General features: G+C 68.5%; 20 protein-coding genes. 2 read left to right on the top strand and 18 right to left on the bottom strand.

Annotation, left to right across the window (positions count from 1 at the left end):
• The first annotated feature begins 84 nt into the window (after positions 1 to 84).
• Positions 85 to 864, top strand: a complete 780-nt coding sequence (locus tag FL344_RS15735; protein WP_141590920.1) for a hypothetical protein — start codon at positions 85 to 87, stop codon at positions 862 to 864.
• Between the two features lie 28 nt (positions 865 to 892).
• On the opposite strand, the gene FL344_RS15730 is transcribed toward FL344_RS15735, so the two are convergent.
• The 18 genes from FL344_RS15730 to FL344_RS15645 all read right to left on the bottom strand — a co-directional run bounded on the left by FL344_RS15730 (position 893) and on the right by FL344_RS15645 (position 23,695).
• Positions 893 to 1,699, bottom strand: a complete 807-nt coding sequence (locus FL344_RS15730) for an LpxI family protein (RefSeq protein ID WP_141590918.1) — start codon at positions 1,697 to 1,699, stop codon at positions 893 to 895.
• Positions 1,700 to 1,727: 28 nt separating this feature from the next.
• The gene (lpxA, locus tag FL344_RS15725) at positions 1,728 to 2,504 is read right to left on the bottom strand and encodes an acyl-ACP--UDP-N-acetylglucosamine O-acyltransferase (RefSeq protein ID WP_011554711.1); all 777 of its coding nucleotides are present in this window, start codon (positions 2,502 to 2,504) and stop codon (positions 1,728 to 1,730) included.
• A gap of 29 nt (positions 2,505 to 2,533) precedes the next feature.
• A complete protein-coding gene (gene fabZ / locus FL344_RS15720) occupies positions 2,534 to 2,995 on the bottom strand; it encodes a 3-hydroxyacyl-ACP dehydratase FabZ (RefSeq protein ID WP_141619106.1) in 462 nt (153 codons plus the stop codon).
• Positions 2,995 to 4,044, bottom strand: a complete 1,050-nt coding sequence (gene lpxD, locus FL344_RS15715; protein ID WP_194863123.1) for a UDP-3-O-(3-hydroxymyristoyl)glucosamine N-acyltransferase — start codon at positions 4,042 to 4,044, stop codon at positions 2,995 to 2,997. The genes fabZ and lpxD overlap by 1 nt, the downstream gene beginning before the upstream one ends.
• Before the next feature lie 31 nt (positions 4,045 to 4,075).
• Complete coding sequence (locus tag FL344_RS15710) at positions 4,076 to 4,630, bottom strand: OmpH family outer membrane protein (RefSeq protein ID WP_141590916.1); 555 nt, start codon at positions 4,628 to 4,630, stop codon at positions 4,076 to 4,078.
• A 107-nt stretch (positions 4,631 to 4,737) separates the two neighbouring features.
• Entirely contained in the window at positions 4,738 to 7,140 is a 2,403-nt protein-coding gene (gene bamA, locus FL344_RS15705) for an outer membrane protein assembly factor BamA (protein ID WP_228565081.1), read from the bottom strand.
• Between the two features lie 130 nt (positions 7,141 to 7,270).
• The gene (locus tag FL344_RS15700) at positions 7,271 to 7,945 is read right to left on the bottom strand and encodes an ABC transporter ATP-binding protein (RefSeq protein ID WP_090495491.1); all 675 of its coding nucleotides are present in this window, start codon (positions 7,943 to 7,945) and stop codon (positions 7,271 to 7,273) included.
• A 2-nt stretch (positions 7,946 to 7,947) separates the two neighbouring features.
• Complete coding sequence (locus tag FL344_RS15695) at positions 7,948 to 10,317, bottom strand: ABC transporter permease (protein ID WP_141590911.1); 2,370 nt, start codon at positions 10,315 to 10,317, stop codon at positions 7,948 to 7,950.
• A gap of 12 nt (positions 10,318 to 10,329) precedes the next feature.
• Complete coding sequence (gene lysS / locus FL344_RS15690) at positions 10,330 to 11,883, bottom strand: lysine--tRNA ligase (RefSeq protein WP_141590908.1); 1,554 nt, start codon at positions 11,881 to 11,883, stop codon at positions 10,330 to 10,332.
• A 74-nt stretch (positions 11,884 to 11,957) separates the two neighbouring features.
• Positions 11,958 to 12,299, bottom strand: coding sequence for an anti-sigma factor (locus tag FL344_RS15685; RefSeq protein ID WP_090495551.1), 342 nt, complete (start codon positions 12,297 to 12,299; stop codon positions 11,958 to 11,960).
• A 38-nt stretch (positions 12,300 to 12,337) separates the two neighbouring features.
• Positions 12,338 to 12,964, bottom strand: coding sequence for an RNA polymerase sigma factor (locus FL344_RS15680; RefSeq protein WP_141619101.1), 627 nt, complete (start codon positions 12,962 to 12,964; stop codon positions 12,338 to 12,340).
• A gap of 140 nt (positions 12,965 to 13,104) precedes the next feature.
• A protein-coding gene (gene prfB, locus FL344_RS15675) for a peptide chain release factor 2 (protein WP_228558019.1) occupies positions 13,105 to 14,227 on the bottom strand; the annotation gives its coding sequence in 2 pieces (ribosomal slippage) (positions 13,105 to 14,157 and positions 14,159 to 14,227; 1,122 coding nt in all).
• A gap of 18 nt (positions 14,228 to 14,245) precedes the next feature.
• Positions 14,246 to 15,568 (bottom strand): DUF4105 domain-containing protein, encoded by a 1,323-nt coding sequence (locus tag FL344_RS15670; RefSeq protein WP_141619100.1) that lies wholly within the window; start codon positions 15,566 to 15,568, stop codon positions 14,246 to 14,248.
• Between the two features lie 99 nt (positions 15,569 to 15,667).
• On the bottom strand, positions 15,668 to 16,552 hold the full coding sequence (gene ybeY, locus FL344_RS15665) for an rRNA maturation RNase YbeY (RefSeq protein WP_194863122.1): 885 nt from the start codon (positions 16,550 to 16,552) through the stop codon (positions 15,668 to 15,670).
• Positions 16,549 to 19,059: an HD family phosphohydrolase gene (locus FL344_RS15660; RefSeq protein ID WP_194858414.1), complete on the bottom strand. Its 2,511-nt coding sequence runs from the start codon at positions 19,057 to 19,059 to the stop codon at positions 16,549 to 16,551. The genes ybeY and FL344_RS15660 overlap by 4 nt, the downstream gene beginning before the upstream one ends.
• Positions 19,060 to 19,192: 133 nt before the next feature.
• Positions 19,193 to 20,278 carry a PhoH family protein gene (locus FL344_RS15655; RefSeq protein ID WP_141590897.1) on the bottom strand — a complete coding sequence of 362 codons (1,086 nt, stop codon included), beginning with the start codon at positions 20,276 to 20,278 and terminating at the stop codon, positions 19,193 to 19,195.
• Positions 20,279 to 20,365: 87 nt separating this feature from the next.
• Positions 20,366 to 21,481, bottom strand: coding sequence for a DUF4388 domain-containing protein (locus tag FL344_RS15650; RefSeq protein WP_141619098.1), 1,116 nt, complete (start codon positions 21,479 to 21,481; stop codon positions 20,366 to 20,368).
• Positions 21,482 to 21,487: 6 nt separating this feature from the next.
• The gene (locus FL344_RS15645; RefSeq protein ID WP_228565080.1) at positions 21,488 to 23,695 is read right to left on the bottom strand and encodes a hypothetical protein; all 2,208 of its coding nucleotides are present in this window, start codon (positions 23,693 to 23,695) and stop codon (positions 21,488 to 21,490) included.
• 116 nt (positions 23,696 to 23,811) lie between these two features.
• Here FL344_RS15645 and mazG point away from each other — a divergent pair, with 116 nt between their 5' ends.
• Positions 23,812 to 25,002: a nucleoside triphosphate pyrophosphohydrolase gene (mazG, locus tag FL344_RS15640; RefSeq protein WP_141619096.1), complete on the top strand. Its 1,191-nt coding sequence runs from the start codon at positions 23,812 to 23,814 to the stop codon at positions 25,000 to 25,002.
• Positions 25,003 to 25,029: the final 27 nt, after the last annotated feature.

Raw genomic sequence — 25,029 nt, 5'->3', positions numbered from 1 at the left:
AGCGACGCGGCAAGGACGCGTGAAGGGCTCAGGGCCGCACGCGCCGCGCCGCCTCAACACCTCACACCACAGGAAACTCAACCCATGTCGAAGCTGCGTCACGCACTGATTGCCCTGTCCATGCCCGCCGTCCTGTGGGGCTGCGGTCCCGAGGACCTGATGGACGTCTCCGCGGAGCCCCCCGCCGCGCAGGACCTGACAACGCAGGGCCAGGAGCTGGCCACGGCCAACACATACACCTGGTCCCAAGGCAACCTCGCCACGCCCATGGGTACGACGGTGAACCGGACCTGCTATCTGATGCGCGTGGGTGGAGACTTCGAAGGTGGCGGCGAGCGCGTCGACATCTTTCAGACGGGCAGCTCGTGGTACCTCGGCGGCAACTCGTCGCAGACCGGCATCAACGGCGCCGCGGGCTGCATCAACGTGGCGGATACGGGCACGGAGTACACGTGGACCCAGTCGTCGAGCTACCCCACGTACCTGGGCTCCTCCACCAACCGCGTGTGCTACCTGACCGGCGTCGCGGGCAAGTTCCATGGGAGCGGCGAGTGGGTCCACGTCTATGAGACCGCCGGAAGCTGGTACATGACGGGCAACTCCAGCCAGAGTGGTGTGCGGGCGCGCGCGCGATGCATCGACCTGGGCGCTGGCACCACGTTCAGCCCGGAGTACACCTGGAGCCAGGGCAACTCGGCCACGGCGTTGGGCGGCAGCGCGGGCCGCTCCTGCGCCCTGACGTACGTCCGGGGCAAGTTCGAGGGTGGCGGGGAGTACGTCCGCACCTACCAGGCGGGCGGCTCATGGTACCTGGGCGGCGCGTCCGGCCAGGTCAACGTGGCCGCGCGCGCGCGCTGCTTCTAGACACCGCCGGCGCACGGGGCGCCGGGGCTCAGGGCACGCCGACGATGGTGATGCCCCTGGACTCGGCGCCCGCGAAGAGGGCCGGGGCGTCCAGCAGCACCGTGCGCCCCACCTCGAGCGCCAGCACGCGCGCGCCCACCTCCTGCATGACTTCCAGCGTGTGAGGGCCCACAGCCGGCAGGTCGAAGCGGAGGTCCTGCTGCGGCTTGCAGCGCTTCACCACCACGGCGCCTGCGTTGCCACCCAGCCTGCCGCCCCGGAGGATGGCCTCGTCCGTGCCTTCCACCGCCTCCAGCGCCAGGACGTGGCCGTTGTGCACCACCACCGTCTGCCCCACGTCCGCCTGGCCCAGCAGCATGGCGACCTCGCGGCCCAGGGCCACGTCCTTCTCCTGCGCCGGGTGCAGCCGGGGCCCCGCGAGGTGGCCCTCCGGGCACAGCACCTCCCCCAGGAAGTCCGTGGGGGCGATGATGGTGACGCCGCGCGACTCGAAGTCCGAGGCCACCGCGCGCAGCAGCGCATCATCCCGGAAGCTTCGCAGCCGGGAGATGATGCGCACCGCGCCCAGGTCCGGCCGGGCTTCCGCCAGCGCCCGCACGCGGCCGATGCCGCCCGCCATGACCGCCTGCTTCACGCCCGCTTCCCGGAAGGCCTTCTGGATGCGGTCCACCTGACCGACACGCACCCACGTCAGCCGGTCCACCTCCGACGCCAACGCCGGGTCCGTCTCTCCCCGGTGCGCCACGACCACGACTTCCAGGCCCTTCTTCCTCGCGGCACGCGCGAAGAGAAAGGGCAGCCGGCCGTTGCCCGCGATGAGGCCAATCCGATCCACCGCCGATGCCCCTCCGTCGCTCACGGCGTCAGCGCGTGAGGCCGCGCTTGCTCTGCTGGATGAACTGGATGAGGTGGTCCACCTCGGAGTGGCCCGCCAGCTCCGCGCGCAACCGCACCATGGCCTCCTGGAGCGTCAGCTTCGAGCGGAACAGGATGCGGTGCGCTTCCTTCACCCGCTCGATCTGCTCCTTGGAGAAGCCGCTGCGCTCCAGGCCCACCGTGTTGAGGCCCACCAGCTCCGCCCGGTCTCCCTGGGCGGTGGCATACGGCGGGATGTCCATGGTCACCATGGCGCCGCCGGAGATGAAGGCGTGCTTGCCCAGGCGGGTGAATTGATGCACCGCCGCAAGGCCGCTGATGATGACGTGGTCCTCCATCGTCACGTGGCCCGCGAGCGCGGAGCCATTGCCGATGCGGCAGCCATTGCCCACCACGCAGTCATGCGCGACGTGGCAGTTGGCCATGAAGAGGTTGCCACTGCCAACGCGGGTCGCGCCGCCACCACCGGCGGTCCCCTTGTGCAGCGACACGAACTCGCGAATCTGGTTGTCGTCGCCGAGCACCAGCTCCGTGTCCTCGCCCGCGTACTTGAGGTCTTGCGGGTCGGCGCCAACAGAGGCGAACTGGAAGATGCGATTGCGCTCGCCCAGCGTCGTGCGGCCTTCGATGACGACGTGAGGCCCCACACGGGAGCCCGCACCGATCGTCACCTGGGGACCAATGATGGAATAGGGGCCGACCTCGACGGTTTCGTGAAGGCGGGCGTCGGGATGAACCACCGCGGTGGGATGAACCTGAGCCATGAAGTCTCCTCGTGCTCGCGGGGCGCGAATCAGGATGCCGCGCTCTCAGCCGCGTCGGCGTCCTTGTCCACGACGGTTGCCAGGAACTCGCCTTCGGCGACACGCGCGCCGTCGACCGTCGCCAGGCCCTTCGTCTTCCAGACAGCGCCCTTGTGACGCACCACCTCGATCTCCAACTGGAGTCGATCCCCCGGCAACACCGGCTTGCGGAAGCGCGCGCCGTCCACGCCCATCAGGTACGTGAGCTTGCGCGACGGGTCCATGTTCTCGCTCTTGTAGGCGAGGATGGCCGTCGCCTGCGCCAGCGCCTCCAGGATGAGCACACCCGGCATCACCGGGTGACCGGGGAAGTGCCCATTGAAGAAGGGCTCGTTGATGGTGACGTTCTTGTAAGCCGTCAGCTTCTGGCCCGGGACGATCTCCACCACCCGGTCCACCAGCAGGAACGGGTACCGATGCGGAAGCAGATTGAGAATCTCTCCGATGTCCATCACGGCCCCTTTTCCTTCTCCAGCGTCTCCACCCGGCGCCGCAGGGCGCGCACTTCCTTGAGCAGGTCCGCCATCTGGCCCGCCGCGGCGCTGGCCCGCAGCCACTCTCGGTGGGGAACGGCAGGGCTACCGCTCACCACCTGGCCGTCTGGCACGTCGTGCGCGACGCCGGACTGCGCGCCCACCTTGGCCAGGTCACCGACGCGGATGTGCCCCACCACGCCAACCTGCCCCGCGAGCACCACGCCCGTCCCAACCTCCGCCGAGCCGGACACACCGGCCTGAGCGCAGATGAGGGACAGCGGGCCCACTCGCACGTTGTGGGCAATCTGCACCAGGTTGTCGAGCTTCGCGCCGCGCCCCACCACCGTCTCGCCCACCGTCGCGCGGTCGATGCAGGTGCACGCCCCCACCTCGACGTCGTCCTCGATGCGGACGATGCCAACCTGGGGAATCTTGAAGTGCTCCGGCCCCGCCTCGCCTTCCGGGTTGAAGGCGAAGCCGAAGCCGTCCGCGCCCACCACGCTGGAGGCATGGAGGATGACGCGCGCGCCCACGATGCAGCGCTCGCGCACCGTGACGTTGGGGTACAGGACGCAGTCCTCCCCCACCTCGGCCTGTTCACCCACGTAGGCGCCCGGGTACAGCACCGTGCGCGCGCCCACCCGTCCGCCCCGGTCCACCGACGCGCCGGGCAGCACCACGGCCTCCGGATGGACGGTGGCCTCGGGATGGACCCAGGCGCCGGGCCTCACGCCCGCGGCGGGACGCTCGGGCGCGTGGAACAGGCGCAGCAGCTTCGCGTACGCCAGATGTGGGTTGGCCACCCGGACCAGCGCCACGCCCTCGCGGGGGGGCACGTCGGCGCCCACCAGCACCGCCGAGGCACGGGTGGCCTCGAACTGGCGCCGGTAGCGCGGGTTTCCGTAGAAAGACACGTCTCCCGGGCCGGCTTCTTCAAGCCCGTTGAGTCCGTGAATGAGCTGTGAGGGGTCACCGAGGAGCTCTCCACCCACGTGGGCGGCGAGTTCCCCGAGCTGGCGGGGCATGGGAGCGGTCTGCACGAGTTGGGAGTGACGGCTACTTCTTCGTCGGGGCGTCCTTCGCCGCCGTCTTCTTCGAGCTGTTGTACGCCCGGATGACTTCGTTGGAGATGTCGTGCTGCGAGCGGGCGTAGACGATGCCGGAGTCGCGGCGCTCGAGGACGAAGCCCAGGTCATCGCGCTCGGCGATGGTGTTGATGATGGAGTCGATCTTGTCGATGATCGGCTTCATCTCCTGCTGCTCCTTGTTGGCGGCCTCGGCGCGGCTCTTCTCCCACTTCTGGGCGAGCAACATCACCTTGCGCTGGAGCTCGGCCTCCTTCTGGGCCTTGCTCTCCGCGCTCATGGCGCTGGCCTGCTTGTCGAGCGTCTCCTTCTCGGCGCGGAGCGCGTTCTGCTCCTTGTCGATTTCCTTCTGGCGGTCGTCGAGCCACTTCTGGAGACGGGCCTTGGCGGCCTTTCCGTCATCCACCTCCAGCATGACTTTCTGGAGGTCCACGTAGGCGACCTTCAGCTCGGCGGCCGAGGCGGCCACCGGGAGGGCGAGCGACAGAGCGGCGGCCGTGGCCGCGATGGTGGTGCGAAGCGACATGTTCAGCAACTCCTCAGGAAGGGTACAAGCTCCGACGTACGCCTATCGGGCATCTTCAATTCCCTCCGCCCGTGGGCGCGGACGCCGGACGACGGGCCAAGGGCTTATCAGAAGAAGTTGCCGATAGTGAACTCGAACAGGATGTTGTCGTCCTCCGGCCGCTTGGTGAGCGGGATGCCCCACTCGAAGCGCAGGGGGCCAATGGGCGAGAACCAGCGGAATCCAAAGCCGGCGGCATGGAAGAGACCGGCCGGCAGCCGGTCCTGACGGTCCTCGAAGAAGCGCTCATTCGCCGCGAAGGCGTTACCCGCGTCGTAGAAGACGACGCCGCGCAGGCCGGCCTTCTCGAAGATGGGGAACTCCAGCTCGAAGTTGAAGATGAGCTGCTTGTTACCGCCCACCCGGAAATCCGTGATGGTCGCGTCCGGACTGCCGGAGCGGGGAACCTTCACGGACGGGCTGATGCTGCGCAGGAAGTACCCGCGGACGCTGTTGATGCCGCCCACGTAGTAGAGCTCCGAGATGGGCAGCGGCTTGTTCTGGTCCAGTTGCTGGATGTAGCCAATGGTGGCGTTCGTCTTGAAGACGAAGCCCAGCGGCATGGGGAAGTACAGCCGCGAGTAGGCCGTGTACCGGTTGTAGAGGAACGTACCGCCCAGGAAGTCCGGGGCGAGCTCCACCGAGCCGTAGTGGATGAAGCCGCGCGACGGGAACAGGCGGTTGTCGCGCCGGTCGAACGACAGCGACAGGCGGGCCGCGCTGGTCGTTCCGGACAGGAACTGGTTGGCCAGCAGCACCGCGCCCAGGTTCTGCCCGGCCTCCACGTTGACCCACTCACGTGAGTAACCAATGGTGCCCAGCAGGTCGTCGATGAACTGGTAGCCGATGGACACCGTGCCACCGGTCGAATTGCGGATGAAGCCTTCGTAGTCCGCCTGGATGCGGAAGAACTCCGCCGACAGCAGGTAGCGCGTGTCCAGGAAGTACGGGTCGTAGAAGGACAGTTGCACCAGGGAGCGCAGACCGGAAATCTGCGCGGACGCGGAGACGCTCTGGCCCCAGCCCAGGAAGTTGTTCTGGGCGATCTGCGCCGTGAAGATGAAGTTCTCCACGTTGGAGAAGCCCAGGCCGACCTGGAACGTACCGGTGGCCTTCTCCTTCACCTCCACCTGGAGGACGATGGTGTCGTCCGCCGAGCCGGGGCGCTGGGTGATTTCCACCGTCTCAAAGAAGCCCAGCGCGGTGACGCGCTCGCGGCTGCGGCGCACGCCGGTGCCGCTGTAGAGCTCCCCTTCGTAGACGCGCAGCTCGCGGCGGATGACCTTGTCACGCGTCTTGCTGTTGCCCACCACGTCGATGCGCTCGATGGTGACCTGGGGCCCCTTCTGCACGTCGAAGGTCAGGTCCACCGTGCGGCTGTCCGCGTTGACGCTGGTGATGGGGTTGATGTTCGCGTAGGCGTAGCCTCGGTCGTAGTAGACGTCCGAGACGGAGAGGATGTCCTGCGACAGCTGCGAGCGGTTGAAGCGCTCGCCGGTGGCGGACTTCATCATCGACGCCATCTGCTCCTTGGTGACGTCGTCGAGCAGGTCTCCGGAGAAGTCGATCTTCCCGATGTCGTACGGCTCGCCCTCCGTCACGCGGAGGGTGATGAAGATGAAGCGCTTGTCCGCGGAGAGCTGGACGGTGGGCTTGTCCACCCGGACGTTGATGAAGCCCTTGTCGTAGTAGGCGATCTGGATGACGGCCAGGTCGCGCTGGAAGGCCTCCTCGCGGTAGGTGCCCTCACCGGTGAAGAAGGAGAGGAACCCGCCCTCGCGGGTGATCATCGTCTCCTTCAGCTCCGCGGCGGACAGCTTCTCCGCCCCGAGGATGGTGATCTGCTTCACCATCACCTTGGCGCGCTCGTTGATGTTGAACACCACATCCACGTTGGCGCCGCCCTCGACGGGCTTGAGCTGGTGGCTGACCTCGGCGAGGAAGTAGCCCTTCTCCACGTACTTCGCCTGGATCTTCTGCACGCTGGAGCGCACCAGCTCCATGTCCAGGATGGTGGAGGGCTTGACGTCAATCTCCTCCTTCAGGTCGTCCTTGCTCAGCTCCTCGTTGCCGACGAGCTGGACGAGCCGGACGGTGGGGCGCTCCTCCACGCGCACCACGTAGGCGATGCCGCGGGCCAGCCGCTGGACGAGCAGCTCCACGTCCTGGAAGTAGCCCAGTGCCCACACCGCCCGGAGGTCCTGGGCGGTGCGCATGGGGCTCAGTTCGTCGCCCACACGGGTTCGGAGGGCGCGGCGGATGGCTTCGGCCTCGACGCGTCGGTTGCCTTCGACGCGGACCTCCACGACCCGGCGGGCATCCTCCGGCGACACCGGGGCGTCCTCGGGGAGCGTGGGCTCGGAGGCCACATCGGCAGGAGCAGCGGGAGCGGTCACCTCGGGCACGGCAGAAGGCGCGGCGGCGCCCTCATCCTCTTGCGCCAGCACGGAGCCGGGCACGAGGGACCACATGGCGACCGCCAGCAGCGGGAGCAGTGACTTGCGCGACAGAACGGGGTGCCTCAAGGGGAGACCGGCCAGGAAAAGGCGGGGCAATCTACGGGAAGGCCCATCAGGGCCTCAATGCAAAATTGCCAGGACATCACGCCTCCGACACCTCGCCCCCGGCCAACCGGAGGCGGCGGGGCATGGAGCGGGCAAGCGTCTCGTTGTGGGTGACGACCACGGCCGTGATGCCTTGCTCGCGGTTGACCTCCCGAAGGAGCTGGTGGATGCCCTCGCCCGTCGCCGGGTCGAGGTTGCCGGTGGGCTCGTCCGCCAGCAACACCGCGGGCTTGAGCACCAGGGCGCGCGCCAGGGCCACGCGCTGGGCCTCACCACCCGACAGTTCCCCTGGACGGTGGTCCACGCGATGTCCCAGTCCCACCCGCTCCAGCAGTTCACGGGCATAGGCGTAGGCGGCGGTGCGGTCCTGTCGCCGGATGAGGGCGGGCATGGCGACGTTCTCCAGGGCGGTGAACTCCGGCAAGAGGAAGTGGCTCTGGAAAACGAAGCCGATGGTCTGGTTCCGGAACTCGGCGATCTCCGCGTCGTTCATGGAGAACACCGCGCGGCCCTCGAACATCACCTCGCCGGCGGCCGGGGCATCCAGGGTGCCCAGGACGTGCAGGAAGGTGCTCTTCCCCGCCCCGGACGCGCCCACCAGCGAGACGAGCTCTCCCCGCTGGATGTCCAGCGACACGCCTCGAAGGATGTCGATGCGCTTGCCGTGCAGGAAGTAGCTCTTGAAGACGTTGCGGATGGACAAGAGCGCCATGGCTACTCCGCCTTGAGGCCTTCCACCGGCTCCACGCTGCTGGCCTTGAGGGCCGGGTAGATGGAGGCGAGGTAGGTGACGAGCACCGCGATGACGACGGCCAGCACGGTCTGCACCGGCTCGACGCGCACCGGCACCGCCGGGATGTAATAGACGTCCGGGTCCAGCTTGATGCCGACCTTCTCGATGAAGACGCACCAGGACAGGCCGGAAATCAGACCGAGGAAGCCGCCCGCGACGCCAATCTGAAGGCCCTCCGCGAGGAATATCTTCACGATGCCGCCATCAGGGACGCCCAGTGCCTTGAGGACGGAAATCTCCTTCCGCTTCTCCAGTACCAGCATGATGACGGTGGCGACGATGAGGCCCGCGGCCACGATGATGATGATGGAGAGGATGATGCCCATCACCAGCTTCTCCAGGCGCAGCGCGGAGAAGAGGTTCTTGTTCATCTCTCCCCAGTCGCGTGCCCGGTAGGGGTAGCCGCCCAGCACCTTCACGACCTGCGAGGCGATGCGCCGCGCATCGTCGATGTCCGCCACCTTCAGCTCGATGCCCGTGGCCCCCTTCACGTCGAAGAAGTCCTGGGCCTCCTTGAGGAGGATGTAGACGAACTTGGAGTCGTACTCGTACATGCCCGAGTAGAAGATGGCCGCTACGCGGAAGGCGCGGCTCTTCGGAATCGGGCCGGACGGCCCCAGCTCGGTGCCCAGCGGGGAGACGACGTTCACCCGGTCTCCCACCACCACGCGCAGCGACGCCGCCAGCTCACGGCCAATGACGATGCCCGGCAGCACCGGCGCCTTCTTGGGCGTCCCGGAGCGGCGGATGATGTCGTCCTCCTCGACCCCGCTCTCCTCCGCGGGCTCCTCGTCCGGCAGGCCGCGGTGGACGATCTTCTCCGGCGTATAGAGGATATCGAGCGAGCCGCCACCGAGGATGTTCTTGGGCAGGTCCGTCACCTCGCCCACCGTGCCCGGGTCGATGCCCTTGATGATGACGCCGTCCACGTTGCCCTCGGACGCAATCATCACCTGGTTGATGATGAAGGGCGTCTGTCCCACGACGCCGGGCACCTTGCGGACGGACTCCATGACCTTGGCGTACTCGGGCAGGTCGCCCGCGTACTTGGACACCACGGCGTGCGCGTTGGTGCCCAGGATCTTCTGCTGCAGGTCGGCCTCGAAGCCGCTCATCACCGACAGCACGATGATGAGCGCCATCACGCCCACGCCCACGCCGCCCACGGACAGGGCGGTCATCATCATGGTGGGCGACTGCTCCCGAAGCTTGAGGCGGTTGAGGTCGGAGGCGGCCGCCAACGGGTCCTTCAGGCCCAGCTCGCGGATGCGGGTGCGCTCCACGGCCGCTTCCGCCGAGCGAATGATGAAGTAGATGAGCAGCGGGGGGATGATGCCGAGCATCAGCACCGCCAGCGTCCCCAGCAGCAGCGACGGCCGGAACACCGCCACGTGCCGGCGCGCGACGAAGAGCTCGAACCCCAGCTTCAGGTCCACCCGGCCGCTGCCGGCGGCGATGAAGCCGGTGTTGATGCCCAGCACCAGCGCCAGCACCAGGAAGGTGAAGACGAGCCAATACCCCAGCTCCGGGCGGCCAATCAGCCCCGCGACGTACGTCACCTCGCGCAGCCGGTAGCCCAGCGCGAGCTGCAGTCCGGGCAGCCGCTCCATCAACGTGAGGACGATGGGGATGGGCAGGCCCAGGTACAGCACGCCGATGGTGGCCTCGGGCAGCGACAGCCGCTGCGCGCGCGACGCGCCGATGAAGCCGGAGATGAAGGCCACCATGCCACCCGCGAGCAGCGCGATGGCGAAGGCCCCGGTGGGCGGCAGCGACAAGCCGCCGCTGGCGCCCTTCCCCGCCGAGCCCAGCTCCGTGGCGGACACGCCGCTGGACAGCACCGTCTGCAGGAGGACGAGGACCACCTCCGCCAGCAGCATGCCGCCGCCGTAGGCGCCCAGGGTGCTCCAGTAGAAGTCCCGGTAGCGCGCCAGGCGCGGGTACAGCGTGGCGCCCGCGGCCGGGCTGGGCCCTTCGGTGGGCTCCGGCGCGCGGCGGATGCCGGCGGCGATGAGCGCCCACCCCGCGAGCCAGACGACGGAGCCCGCGACGAGGAGGCCCGTGTTGGGCACCGGCGCGACCGGCTGCTCCGACACGAGCAGCAGCGCGTTGAGGGCCTGGACCAGCCCGCCCCACCCCAGCAGGGACAGCCCCAGGGAGGAGCTGGTCTCCAGCCAGGCTTGAGAGGACGTGAGCGCCACCCCGAGCAGGCTGAAGCCCACCAGGGCGACCAGCGCCCCAATCCAGATGAAGGTCCAGCGATGGACGGTCTGCCGTTCGGCGGAGTGCACGCGGCCTCCTGGCTACTTCGCCAGTGGCTTGAGGAGGGGAAACAGGATGACGTCCCGGATGCTCTGCGAATCCGTGAACAGCATGGCGAGCCGATCAATCCCGATGCCTTCACCGGCGGTGGGCGGCATGCCGTGCTCGAGGGCCCGGATGTAGTCCTCGTCGTAGTCCATGGTCTCCTGCTGGCCCCGCTGCTTCGCGTCCAGCTGAGCCTGGAAGCGGCCCTTCTGGTCCAGCGGGTCGTTCAGCTCGGAGAAGGCGTTCGCGATTTCGCGGCCCGCCACGTACAGCTCGAAGCGGTCCGTCACGTCCGGGTTCTGGTCATTGCGCCGGGCCAGCGGCGAGACGGCGGTGGGGAAATGGGTGATGAAGGTGGGATGGATGAGCGTGTGCTCGACGTGGTGCTCGAAGAGCGCGCCCACCAGCTCACCGTGATTCATGGTGTCGATGGCCCGCCGCTCGGCCTCCGAGTGACTCGTCTTGAGCAGCTCGTGGCGCAGCCGGTCCGCGTCCGCCATGTCCTTGTCGGACAGGCCGCTCACCACCTCGCGGATGGCCTCCGTCATGGAGATGCGCTTCCAGCCCTTGCCGAAGTCGAGCACGTGGTCGCCGTACTTCACCTTCGTGTCGCCGGTGACAGCCTTGGCGGCCTCCGAAATCATCTCCTCGGAGAGGTCCATCAGGTCCTCGTACGTGGCGTACGCCTGATAGAACTCCAGCATCGTGAACTCGGGGTTGTGCCGGGTGCTGATGCCTTCGTTGCGGAAGTTGCGGTTGACCTCGTAGACGCGCTCCAGGCCGCCCACCACCAGGCGCTTGAGATACAGCTCCGGGGCGATGCGCATGTACAGGTCGATGTCGAGCGCGTTGTGGTGCGTGGTGAAGGGCCGCGCCGCCGCGCCGGACACGAGCGGGTGCATCATCGGCGTCTCGACCTCGACGAAGTCACGCGTGTCGAGGAAGTTGCGGATGAAGCGGATGAGCTTGTTGCGCCGGAGGAAGGTCTGCTTCACGTCCGGGTTGGACACGAGGTCCAGGTACCGCTGACGGTAGCGGACCTCCACGTCCGTCAGGCCGTGCCACTTCTCCGGCAGGGGGCGCAGGGACTTGGTGAGCGGGGTGAACTTCGTGGCGGAGAGCGTGAGCTCGCCCGTCTTCGAACGGAACACCGGACCGGTGGCGGCCAGGAAGTCGCCCAAGTCACAGAGCTTGAAGGTCTCATAGGAGTCCCCCAAGGCGTCCTTCTTCATGTGGACCTGGATTTCGCCCGAGCGGTCGCGCAGCTTGATGAAGGCGGCCTTGCCGAAGGAGCGCATGGCCACGATGCGGCCGGCGACGTCATAGGGCGGAGGCGCAGCCTGCTCGATTTCCTCGGCGGACTGAGCGGCGTGCTTCTCGTGGATTTCGGCGGCCTGGTGCTGGGGACGGTAGCCGTTGCCGTACGGATTGAAGCCGGCCTCGCGCCACTTCGCGGCCTTCTCCAGCCGCTGGTCGTAGATTTCCTGTTCCTTCGTCCCGAGGTCGCCCTCGCCCGCACTCTTCTCGCTCTTGTTTTCGGTCTCGGCCATGACGCGCTTTCCCAAAGGCGCGGCACCGTAGCCAAGCCTCCCCCGGGAAGCAACGCAACACAGCGGATGGCCGCTCAGGGAGCGACCATCACCAGGAAGGCGGCCACGGCGGCCGCCAGCAGCAGCGGGATGAGGACCTCCACCGGGAGCCGGTGGTTCATGTGCAGGGTGTGCAGGCCCCGCAGACCAAAGCGGCGCTTGCGGCGCACCCGGTTCATCACCAGGGAGGCGAGCGCGGGTGGGGCCTTCTCACGCTCCACGCGCTGGAGCCGCTGCACCGTGCTGGAATAGCGCTGCCAGCCCTGGCGGCAGTCGTCGCAGCCGTCCAGGTGGGTGCGAACCTCCTGCGCCTTGGGGGCGGGAAGCTCGTCGTCGGCGAGCGCGAGGAACAGGGCCCTCGCCTCGCGATGGTTCATCCGCGGTTCCACGTCCCGCAGTCTGCGATGAATGCCGTTCATGGCTCAAGCCGCCCCAGGAGGTCCGCCAGCTTTTCCCGGGCCCGGTGGAGCCGGCTCTTCACCGTGCCCTCCGGTAGCTCGGTGATGTCGATGATTTCGTCGTAGCTGAGGCCTTCGATGTCGCGCAGCGCCACCAGCATGCGCGCGTCCGGCTCCAACTGGGAGATGGCCCACTGCACCCGGGCGCGCTCACGCGCGGATTCCAGGGCCGCATCCGGGCCGGGCGCGGTGCCCCCGCCTTCGGAGAGCAGGGCCGCGGCCTCGTCGAACACTTCGGAGCGGCCCCGGCCCCGGCGCTTCAGGTACTTGAGCCGGTTGATGCAGTGGTTGCGGGTGATGCGGAACAGCCAGGTGGACAGCTTCGAGTCCTCGCGGAAGCGGCGGACGTTCTGGTGCACGCTGACGAAGATTTCCTGCACCAGGTCGTGAGCTTCCTCACGATCTCCCACCATGCGGACGCAGAAATCGTAGAGCCGGTCCTGGTGGGTGCGCACCAGCAGCTCGAAGGCGTCCGGCTCACCCCGGCGCAGCCGGGCCAGCAGCGCCGCGTCCTTCCGGCGCGACTCGGACGCGTCCGCGGCGGTCTCTTCCTGTCCGATTTCGAGCACGCCGCCCGATGACACGCGTGTCCTCCCGCGACAGCCCCTCCGCAGGAGGTGCCACCGTCCCTCAGCCTACCTTGGTCCCCTGCCCCGCGGCCCTCCGACAGCAGGGCCGCGGAAAAGGTTCCGGGCGAAGGCGAGGAAACGGTGAGGCGCGGCGCCTAGTCCGCGCCCGCGCTGCGGTTGGGGTTCTTCACGCCCAGCAACTGGGCGGTGACGAACTCCTCCAGGTCCCCATCCAGCACGGCGTCCACGTTGCCCGTCTCGATGCCGGTGCGCAGGTCCTTGACCATGCGGTACGGCGCCATGACGTAGGAGCGGATCTGCGAGCCGAAGGAGATGTCCTTCTTCTGCGCCTCGGCGGCGTCGCGCGCGGCCTCGCGCTTCTTCATCTCCAGTTCGTACAGGCGACCCCGCAGGATCTTGAAGGCCATGTCCTTGTTGGCCGACTGCGAGCGCTCCGTCTGGCAGGTGATGATGATGCCGGTGGGCAGGTGGCGCAGCTGCGCGGTGGACGACGTCTTGTTCACCTTCTGGCCGCCCGCGCCGCCGCCGCGGATGAACTTCAAGTCGATGTCCTTCTCCGGGATGTCGATCTGGATGGTGTCATCCACCTCCGGATAGACGTCCACGGACGCGAAGGCCGTCTGCCGGCGAGCGTTGGCGTCGAAGGGCGAAATCCGCACCAGCCGGTGCACGCCCACTTCCGCCTTCAAGTAGCCGTAGGCGAAGTCACCTTCGATGCGCAGGGAGACGTTCTTGAAGCCCGCCTCTTCCCCCGGCACCTCGTCGTTGATTTCGACCTTCCAGCCCTTGTTCTCGCAGTAGCGGGTGTACATGCGCAGGAGCATGGCCGCCCAGTCCATGGAGTCCGTGCCACCGGCGCCGGCGTTGATGTCCATGAAGCAACTGCTGCGGTCCTGCTCGCCGGACAGCATGCGCGCCAGCTCCAGCTTGGCGACGTCGCCCTCCAGCCCCGTGAGGGAGCCTTCCGCTTCCTGGGTGGTGGCCTCGTCGTTGGCCTCGGCGGCCAGCTCGAAGAGCACCTGCGCGTCATCCAGGCCGCGCATCACCTTGTCGTAGGCGCCGACGCTGGCCTCCAGCGTGGACTTCTCCTTCAAGAGCGCCTGCGCCTTGGTGTTGTCGTCCCAGAAGGTGGGCAGCGTGGAGTCGCGTTCAATCAGCGCGATGCGGGACCGCTTGCGGTCGAGGTCAAAGATGCCCCCGGAGCGCCAACACACGCTCCCTGAGGCCGTTGATCTTCTCCATCGAATCGTTCGCCATGGCTTCTTTCCGTATCCTCTAGGGAGTCTTCAGCGATGCGACGGCATCCCGCCGTCCGGCTGACGCGCGGTCCGCCTTGGGGAGGCGCGCCAGTACTCGATCCAGACCGAATGCGCCCGCCATGCCCAGGGAGATGGGCAGGATGAGCGCGATGAGCCGCCAGTTGTCCTGGTCGAAGGGCGGCAACACCTTGAGCACCACGCCCAGCACGCCCAGGGCGGCCAGCAGCGTCCACACCTTGAACAGGCGCGTGCGGGCCTTCTGGCTGCCCCACGTCAGCGCCACGCCGAAGGGCAGCGCCAGCAGCGTCAGCGGGTTGGCCAGGAAGAGATTCTCGTTGCGGTACGTCACCGTGTGGTCCGTCACCCACCCCATGATGAACAGCGCGGTGCCCGGCAACCCGAGCGCCAGCCCCACCACGGCGTTCTCCAGCCCGAGCAGCAGGCGGGCCACGCGGCTGCCCCGCTGGCGCTCCCACACCGCCAGCCCGACCGCCAGGCCGCCCAGGGCCAGGCCCAACGCGAGAATCCACGGACCCCACGGGGGAGGCTCCGCCGGCGGACGCCGACGCGTGGAGGATTCGTAGTAGTTCCAGCTCTTCGCCGCGAGCGACGCCGGTTGCCCGTCCGCGCCCTTCACCTGGAGCGCCGCGACCTGAGCCTCCAGCTCATCCGGAAGGAAGGCCTCCTCCCACTTCGTGATGGGACGGTCGATCTCGTCGTTCATCATGAAGTCGAGCAGCACGCTCATGGGCGCGTTCACCGCGGTGTAGCGACGGGTGTGCTCGCGCAGCGTCATCCGCCCGGGTGCCCGGTCCGCCTCGCGGAGCTGGCCGCCCGTGGCCACGTCAATCATGTCCCGCAGCCGCGTGACGCAGTTGTCGTTGTAGTGGTGGTACAGGTACTCGCGGTTCTCCGGCAGCACGTTCTCCGCCAGCCGCTTCGCCACGATGACGCGTTGCTCGGGCGTGAGGTTGAGCTCCTGCACGCGAACGTCGCGGTCCTCGGCCTGGTAGTAGCGGAAGGTGCCGGCCACCGACGACTGGCCCACCCAGAACTCCAGCCGGCCCATGGCGAAGCGCGCGAGCATGGCCTCGTCGAAGGAGAACATGCCGTAGTTGTAGAGGCGCGACATCTGCCGCCGCCGGTCCTCCACCACCAGCGAGCCGTGACCCCACCAGGACGGCACGTCATCCCCGGGACTGAACGTCACCAGGAGGATGGCCAGGTCCTCGCCCTGGCTTTCTCCCGTGCCCCACGGCGGCATGGAGGCCGCGCGCGCGGGCGCCGCCAGGAGCAGCAGGCCGAGCAGGCAGGAGGCGATGAGTGATGGGCGGAGCATGGCTTGGTCCAACACGCGGGAGGCCGCCTACCTATCACGCACGCCGCCCGGCTCAACGGGATGGATACTGGATTGTCCAGCGGGGAGCCGGCGGAGGGCCTACATGAGGCTACGAGCGCGACGGGCCTTGGCATCCACCTGGAGCGAGTCCGCCACCATGCCCCGCTCGCCCAGGAGCTGTTCCTCCAGGGCCGCCATGCGCTTGGCGTCCCGGGGACGCTCGTGGTCGTGCCCCAGCAGGTGGAGCAGGCCATGTGCCAGGTAGCGCGCCATCTCCGCCTCCAGCGTGCGGCCGTACTCCTTGGCCTGCCGCTTCGCCGTGTCCAGGGAGATGACCACGTCCCCCAGTGGGCGCGGTCCAGGCGTGCCCTTGGGCAGGTCGCCCGCGGGGAAGCTCAGCACGTCCGTCGCCTTGTCCTTCTGGCGCCAGGTGCGGTTGAGCCGGCGGATGGCCCGGTCGTCCACCAGGGACAGGGACAGCTCCACGCCGGACAGCTCGAGCTGCACCAGGTACGCCCTGGCCCAGGTGGTCAGCAGGCGCGCGAAGTCCCGGCCCTGGCCATGCGCCACCTGGATGGTGACGTGGTTCTCCTGCACGCGGGGCTTGGGCGCCTCCATGTGCGCCAGCTCCGGGCGGAACGCGGGCGCGCACACCGACCAGTAGTCACACGCCCCCTGGCCGTCGTTGCGGTACACCACGCGCTTGCCGCGCGGCACCAGTCCGACCTCGCCCGCGGAGATGCGCTCGCGACGCCCCTCCACCACGATGGTCAGCTCGCCCGTGAGGACGATGACGACCTCGTCGAATTCGGGGCGCTGCGCGGGCTCGGACCACCCGGGAGGCGCCAGCATCCGCGCGACGGACGCGGAGTCCGTGCTGGTGGTGGCCGCGCCCACGAACTCCTCGATGCGCTTGCCGTCGTCACGGGGAATCAGCTTCCCCTTGCGCAATCTCACGCCATTGCCCCTTCGTGCTGCGCTCATGCGCCCCCCGCGGTCCGCGCCTTGTCCTTGCCGTCCTTGCCTTCCGCGGGCCGATGCACCGCGCCCGCCACCACCAACGGCGGCGCCTTGCCCCCACCCACGGCGCCCGCCGGGTAGGCCGGACGCGTGTGGTAGATACCCTCGAGCGTGTGCAGGAAGGACTGCGAGATGAGGTTGAGGTCCTTCAGCGTCAGGTCACACTCGTCGAGCTGACCCTCGGAGAAGATGAGGTTGATGATCTTCTGCACCTGCGCGAGGAGCTTGGGCGTGGTGGGGTCCGCCATGGAGCGCGTGGAGGCCTCCACCGCGTCGGCGATCATCACCAGCGCCGCCTCGCGGAACTGCGGCTTCGGCCCCGGGTAGCGGTAGATGCTCTCGTCGATGGGCGGAGCACCTTCCTTGCCCTCCTGCTCCTTCAAGGCCTTGTGGTAGAAGTACCCCACCGTGCGCGTGCCGTGGTGCTGCGGAATCGCATCCGCCACCAGCTTGGGCAGCCGGTACTGACGGGCCATCTCCAGGCCCTCCGTCACGTGGCGCTTGATGATGACCGCGCTCATCGCCGGCGCGAGCGCGTCATGGCGGTTCTCACCCTTCTGGTTCTCCCCGAAGTAGAGCGGATTCCGGCCCTTGCCGATGTCGTGGTAGTACGCACACGAGCGCGCCAGCAGCGGGTTGGCCCCAATCGTCTCCGCCGCGTTCTCCACCAGCGAGCCGATGATGATGGAGTGGTGGTACGTGCCGGGCGCCTGGACGATGAGTTCCTTGAGCGCCGGGTGGTTCAGGTTGGCCAGCTCCAGCAGCTTGATGTCCGACGCGTAGCCGAAGGTGGCCTCGATGAGCGGCGTGAGCGCCATCACCATCACCGGCACCGCCAGCGAGGAGCCCGCGAAGGCGCTCACCGCGGTGATGAGGGTGTCGGCCGACAGGCCCTTGCCTTCCACGAGGAAGAGGAAGAGCACCGCCACCAGGTTCACCGCGCCCGTCACCAGACCCGCGCGGAAGATGCCCACGCGGTCCTTCGCCTTCACGATGCGGTCGGCCGCCACCAGCGAGCCCACCAGCGTGAAGACGCCGAAGGCCAGCGAGTTGCCCAGCATCACGCCGGTGAGACAGGCGAAGACGAGCGCGAAGAAGAGCGCCAGCTCCTGCGTGAGGATGAAGCGCACCAGCATGGCGCCGGCAGCCACCGGGAAGGCGTAATAGAAGGCCTCGATGGGCAGCGCGGTGTAGCGGTCCTGCACCGCGTCCGCGATGGACACCCAGATTTGCAGCAGGCCCAACAGACCCAGCAGCAACAGTCCCAGCAGTACGCCGTCCTTGCGCGTGGGACGGAAGCGCCGGAATGCGGCGCGGCAGAAGAAGTACGTCGAGACGATGAGAAGGCCCACCAGGCCCGTGCCGCCCACCTGGAGCTGGACCAGGTCCAGCCGGTCCGTCTCCGCGCGCATGCCACGCAGGATGACCAGGTGCGACTCATTGACCAGCTCACCGTCGCCAATGACGCGCTGGCCCTTCTTGATGGAGATGACGGCGTCCTTCACCGCCTGGGCCGCCTGGTTCCGGCGCGCGTCCGACTCCGCGATGTTGATGGTGAGGTTCGGCCGAACCAGCCGCTGGGCCAGCCGGAGGATGGCGCGGCGCTGAACGCCCGGCGCGTCCGGCATCAGGTTGCCGGGCACCGAGGCGAAGCGCTCCATCTCCTGGTGCGCCTCGGGGACGTCCACCACCTGGGTGGAGCCCCCCGACAGGGACTCCTCGGCCTTGTTCACCACGTCGCGAACGGTGAGGCCCTGATGCGCCTCCCGCGCCAGCTCCTCCCGAGAGCCCGCCACATGGACCGCGCCGCGCTCGGAGCGATACGCCCGCTCCAGCACCAGCAGCGTGGCCGTCTCCGCCTCCTGCGAGAAGCGGGTGGCATAGAGCGCCTGGAAGTCCTCGGCCTCCAGCACGGCGTCGCGCTTGCCGAAGAAGCGCTCCTGGAGCTCCGCCCGCATCTTCTCGCGGGTGCTGCGCTCCAGCTCCAGCATCTCCGGGGACGCGGCGGGCTTGCGCCGGCGGGGCGTCTCGCGCTCCTCGGGTTCCGAGTCGGACTGCGCCTCCGCGAGTTCGTCCAGATGCAGCCGCATGGACGCGAAGGCGGAGCTCACCGTCGACCGCAGCTGCCCCAGGACGGCGGGGTTCAGGTCGTACACCGGTTTGACGGCCGCGCGCGCGTCCTGGCGCCGCTGCTGCGTCATGGCGCGGTGGACGATCTCGTAGTCCCGCGCGGCCTTGAAGCCAGCGGGCGAGCTGGCTCGGAACGGCTTGCCGAGGTTCTCCTCCGCCAGCGCCGGAATCTGCTGGCTGTAGAGACCCGGTGAGATGACGAAGCCCGCGCCTATAGAGACGGCGAGCAGGAGAAGGACCTGGATGGCGCGGCGCCCCCAGACGCCGTTGTCCAATCCGAGGCGTTCGGCGAGCGCGTCCAGTGGACTGCGCCCAGGGGGCTGCGTTTCCGGTTCGGCCATGGGGGTCCTCACCCTAGATAAGGCGTCGCGGATCCTTCAAGGACGCAACGCCTGGGAATATTCGCAAGGGTGGGATGGAGTACGCCCGCCCGGCAGGGTACGCGCGGGTGGGCGCAGGTAGGTATTGGCACCGTTACTCGACGGCAACGGGCTCGGTGGCGGTGGCCGGCGCCGCGATGGACGCCTGGGCGGCAGCGGTTGCTGCTTCCCGGGCCGCCTGGGCTTCGCGCTGGGCGACGTCCGCCCGGTCGTAGGCGCGGATGACTTCCTGGACCAGGGGGTGGCGAACGACGTCCACCTCCGAGAACTCCGCGAAGTGGATGCCGTCGATGTTCTTCAGCACCGCGCGCGCATGGTTCAACCCGGACATCTTCCCCGTGGGCAGGTCCACCTGCGTCACGTCACCGGTGATGACGGCCTTGCTGTTGTAGCCCAGGCGCGTGAGGAACATCTTCATCTGTTCCACCGTCGTGTTCTGGGCTTCGTCCAGGATGACGAACGCGTCGTTGAGCGTGCGGCCACGCATGAAGGCCAGCGGGGCCACTTCCACTACGCCCTGCTCCAGCAGTTGCGCGGCGCGCTCGGCCGCCATCATGTCATGCAGCGCGTCGTAGAGCGGCCGCAGGTAGGGATTCACCTTCTCCTGCAGGTCTCCTGGCAGGAAGCCCAGCTTCTCACCCGCCTCCACCGCGGGGCGCGCCAGGATGATGCGCTTGACCTTGCGCTCCTGGAGGAAGGCGACCGCCATGGCCATGGCGAGGTACGTCTTGCCCGTGCCCGCGGGGCCGATGCCGAAGACGATGTCGTGGGAGCGGATGGCGTCCACGTAGCGCTTCTGGTTGATGCTCTTGGGGGAGATCTGCCGGTTGCCGGAGCTCTTGAGCACCGGGCCCAGCATGACCTCCTGCAAGGACTCCGCGCCGCGGCCGAGCACCTTGATGCCCTGCTCCACGTCCTCCCGATAGACGGGACGGCCGGCGCGGATCATCTCCTCCAGGTTCTCCAGGAGGCGGACGGAGAAGGCGACGGCGTCGGACGGACCGGAGAGATGGAACTCGGTGCCGCGTTGTCCCACCCGGACTCCGAGGCGCCGCTCCATCAACTTGAGGTTTTCGTTCTGGTTGCCGCAGAGGGCCAGGGCGGTCGCGTTGTCACGAACGTCCACCTTGGCGGAGGCGGTAAGCACTTCGGGCGCTTCCAACGTGGCGGGATTTCGCAATGCGGATTCTTCCTCGGTCTATGTCGCTACGGCTGACACCAACGTAACGCCGCCCCCAGGGCCGCGAAAGACGACTTTGTGTCAGGACTAGCGCAAGGGTGGCAGGAGAATGAACTGCCGAGCGGCCAACCGCCGGTAATAGTACTCTTCCCGCCACGGGTATTTCAGTTCGCCCGGTTTCAACAGTCCAGCCTGCACCAAAGAATCCAGACGTTCGGGCAGTTCACCGCGTTCCAGGCGAAACACCTCGAGCGCGGCCTCGATGCGGACGCGCTGGGCCTGGGAAACATGACGTTGGGCCGCTGAGTCCGCAAATACCGCGGCAACGCCCGCTTCGGGGTCCGGGCGCACGGCCCGGGGAACCACCAGCACCACCGCCGCCAGCACCCCCACGGTGGCGACGAGCCGCCCCAGCGGACCCGCCACGCGAGCAAGCAGGCGCTGGTCCCCAGGAACGGGAGCCGGGGCGCCCTCCGGGAGTATCGGCCGGACGTACTCGCCCTTCACCAGGTTGTAGAGCGCCTTGCAGGTCTCGAACTCGCCCAGGCAGGAGATGTCCACCAGCTTGCGCAAATCCCTCCCGGGCGAGAGCTCATCGTAGATGCGCCGCTCCGAAGGACCGATGGCGCCCAGCTCCCCACCCTCTTCTCCGCGCGGCTGAGGCAGGGCCTTGATGCGCTCGAAGACCAGGTCGTCGCGGTGGATTTTCTGCCGGATGACCGGCCACTCATCCACCATCCGGAAGCCCTCCATGAGCACCGTCTCGGCGCGCAACGGATGGATGGCTTCCGCGTCCGGCTCCACCGGCTCCTGGATGAATTCGTAGGTGCCCGACTTCCAGGTGAAGAGACGGTAGAGGGTCTCCGTGGCCTGAAGCTGCATCATCGCCTGGAAGCGCTCGGCGGTGAGGGCCTGGCTGGAGACGAGCACGTCCCCCAGCCGCTTGAGCGTGCGGCGCTGCGTCTCCAGGGCCGCCTCGAGCTGCGTCTCGGTGATGAGCTCCGAGCGCACCAGCATGGCGCCGATGAGCTCCTTGCGCTTCCGGGTGACGCTCTCCGCCTTGATGATGTGGCCATCGTTGAAGCCGATGCGCACTTCCTGGTCCTTGGCGCGGACGTGGAGCGTGCCCGTCTTCTGCTGCTGCCCGATGAGCTGCAGGATGTCGCCAATACCAAAGTCCTTCAGGGTGCCTTGCAGGGACATCGCCGTTCACTCCCCCCGCCGCAGGCGGCGCAGACCGCGCAACGACAGCAGGTGGACCCCCAGCAGCAGCAACGCCGCGGACGCGAGCTTGAGGTAGAGGGGGGCTTCACCGTAGGGCCCTCGCACCAGGCCCTGGTGCAGGAGCACCGCGGCCAGCGCGAAGAGGAAACCGAACGCATACAGCGCGCCGCGGACCGGCACACCCGAGGCCACGTGCCCCGCGCCAGATAGCACCGCGCCCAGGGCGTACGCCACGCGGCCCGTCCAGGCCTGATGCCGGTCCACCTGGAGCTGCTTGCGCGCCCTCAGTTGCTGCGGCACCAGCCCCCGGCGGGAGAAGACGTTGACGCACTGGCCACATTGCTTGCTGCCGATGCCCAGCTCCGGGTCGCAGCGAACGCACACCGCGCGGCCACAGCGCTCACACACCTTGGCCGCCTTCAAGCGGCCCCCCGAGAAGCCCCACAGGGCCAGCAGCACCGCCAGCGCCGCGGCCCCCGCGGAGGCCATGGGCCCGGGAGGAAGCCCCGGGAGCAGCCAGCGCGACACCTGCGTCTCCACCTGGCGCCCCGCCCCCGTGCCATCCGCGAGCGGAAGCCAGTCGGACTCCCCCAGCTGCGGGGCCAGCAGCAGCAGGTTGAGGAGCAGCCGGTCCTCCGGCGGCGGGTCCCGGACCAGCAGCGTTCCATCCAGCGCCTGCGCCGAGGCCATGGCCGTGGCGGCGCGATCCAGCTCCTTGCCGACCTCCGAGTCCGGCAGCGTCTTCGCCCTGCGGCGGACCACCTGCGCCAGGTTGTAGTGCGGAGCCGCCAGGTCCGGCGCCGACTGCGAGGCCTGCACGTAGAGCAGCGCCGCACCCTCCGCGTCTCCCAGCGCGACCAGGGTGTTGCCGAAGCGCGTGAGCAGGCGCGCATCCGAGCTCTTCAGCGCCGAAGCGGCCTTGAAGTGCGTCCTCGCCTCTTCCAGCAAGCCGCGCCGGGATTCGAAATACGCCAACGACAGCACCTCCGCGAACGTCGCCGAGCGGGACTCCATCCGCGCCAGCACGCGCGCCCGCGCCTCCTCGGCGGACAGGCCGCCCCGCTCCAGAAGGTACACGTCCTCGGCCGGCGTGCCCGCGAACGCCGTGACGCGCGCGAGTTGCCCCGCCGCCAGCGGCAAGAGCCCCACGCCCGCCACCAGCACCGCCGCCACGACCCGCTCCTTGCGCGAGAGATAGAGGGACACGGTGGCCAGCATCACCAGCAGCGCGGGCAGCACGCCCAGCCCCAGCACCCACGGCAGGCTCAAGAGCAGCAGCCCCAGGACCAGGGACTGCCACCGGGAGACGACTCGCGGCAGCAGATGGTGGAAGTCATGCAGCGCGTAGCGGAGCTTCCGCAGGAAGAACAAGCCCATCAGCAGCACCGCAGTGGCCCCCCAGGCCAGCAGCACCAGGGCGCCCAGGTCGGCCAACGCGGGCCGACGATAGCGGGCATCCTGCGCCAGGGTCGCCAGTGCCTGCCGCACCTGCCCCAACGTGCGGGACACGTCGCCCGGCTTCTCCAAGGCGTAGAGCTCCGCGAGTTCGAAGCGCGCGTAGGGCAGCCCCGGCGACAGCTCGACCGCCACCTCCGCCAGCCGCACCGCGCCGGCCATGTCCCCCGCGCGGCGACGCACGGCCGCTTCGCGGAGGAAGCCCACGCTCAGGGGCTCCAGGTCCGTGGCGGCCAGCTCGACGCGCAACGTCCGCAGTTCCTTGAGGGACGCCGCCGCGGCGTCCCGATCATTCGTCGCGCGGGCCTGCCGCCACCGGTTCCAGATGGCCTCCAGGTCCGCATCCGTCACCCGCGGCGCCAGCACCGGACTCAGTGTCACCGGCCTGGGGGTGATGACCGTGGGTTCCTCGACCGGCGGAGGACTGGCCGCCGCGGGAGTCCGGCCATTGGCCGGGGCCGATTCGGAGGCCCTGACATTGCGCGCGGGCGCCCTGGGCGCTTCGTCGGCGTCCTCGGAGGAGGCATCCTCCGCGACGGGGACGTCTTCTTCCGGCACGTCCTCCGCGTAGGCGGCGTCATCCACCGGATCCATGGACTCATCCCGCAGGTCGGGCTCCATGGGGCCTGGATCCACCTCGGGAAGGCGCGTGGGGGCTTCCAGCTGCGCGGACGCCACGACGGGCACCAGAAGCGTGAAGCCACTGAGAAGGAGGGCAAGAAGCGGCAGGCGGATCATCCAGAGAGTGGATTGTAGGCGACCCAGGGCCAACCGCGAAAACGAACGCCAGTCCGGCTGCCCACCTGCCGCGTTTGCCGGACAGCACCAGACCCGTGCGTGCTACAGGAACGTGCATGGCGGACACGACGCTGAACCCCGGGGCGGAGCTGGAGCGACTGGTCGACATCATGCGGAAGCTGCGCGCTGAAGGCGGCTGCCCGTGGGATCGCGAACAGGACCTGCGCTCGCTGCGGCCCTACCTCCTGGAAGAGGCCTTCGAGGTTCTGGAGGAGATGGACCGGGTCGCCTACGGCGGCTCCTGGCGGACCTTCTGCGAAGAACTGGGAGACCTTCTTTTCCAGATTGTCTTCCACGCCCAGCTCGCCTCGGAGCTTGGGGAGTTCTCCCTGGCCGACGTGGCGAAGGCCATTGGCGACAAGCTGGTCAGCCGGCATCCCCACGTCTTCGGCGACGGCCAGCGCATGGAAGGCGCCGAGCAGGTCCTGGACAACTGGGCCAAGCTGAAGGCCGCGGAGAAGAAGCGCAAGACGGGCAGGGAGGGCTCGGTGCTGGACGGCGTCCCCGTCGCCGCCCCGGCGCTGATGCGCGCCGAGCGGCTCACGGAGAAGGCCAGCCGCATCGGCTTTGACTGGCCGGACGTCGCCAGCGTGCGCGCCAAGCTGACGGAGGAGCTGGGGGAGCTGGACGAGGCCATCGCCGCGAATGATCGGGATGCCATCGAGCACGAGCTGGGGGACGTGCTGTTCTCACTCGCCAACCTCGCGCGCTTCGTCGGAGCCCCCGCCGAGGACGCGCTGCGGATGGCCATCCGCCGCTTCACCGCCCGCTTCCAGCACATCGAGTCCGCCCTCCGCTCCGAGGGTGTCGCTCTGGGGGATGCCACCCTGGAGCACATGGAGCGCCACTGGCAGGAGGCCAAGGCGCGCGAGAAGGCCCTGCCGTCTCCAACGTGGGTTCCTCGCGCGCCCGTCACCACGCTGCGGCTGGGCGTGGCGGATCTTCCCGCGCAGCGCGCCTTCTGGGACGCCCTGGCTCCCCGGCTGGGGTGGATCACCCGACGGGCTCCTGCGGCGGATCAGGCCCTCTATGAAGATGGGGGCATTCTGATCGCCTTCGAAGCGGCCGGGACGCCCACGACGGGCTTGCGGCTGAGCCTGACAGCCCCCTCCCTTGCGGCGGTGGAGCGGCTCCCCGCCATCCTCGCGGAGATTCCGGGGAGTCGGCTGATCCAGCACCAGGCCGGCCGGCTCACCTTTCAAGATCCCGCGGGGCTGGTGTGGGAATATACGACTTCGGTAGAGTGATTTTCCTCGCAGGTGCCCTCGGCGGGG

Origin of the sequence: Myxococcus sp. AB036A, from assembly GCF_006547355.1 — a bacterium.
In the GTDB taxonomy this organism is placed as follows: Bacteria; Myxococcota; Myxococcia; order Myxococcales; family Myxococcaceae; genus Myxococcus; species Myxococcus virescens.
Note: the sequence above shows the minus strand (reverse complement) of the source record. Positions and strands in the feature narration are given on the sequence as shown.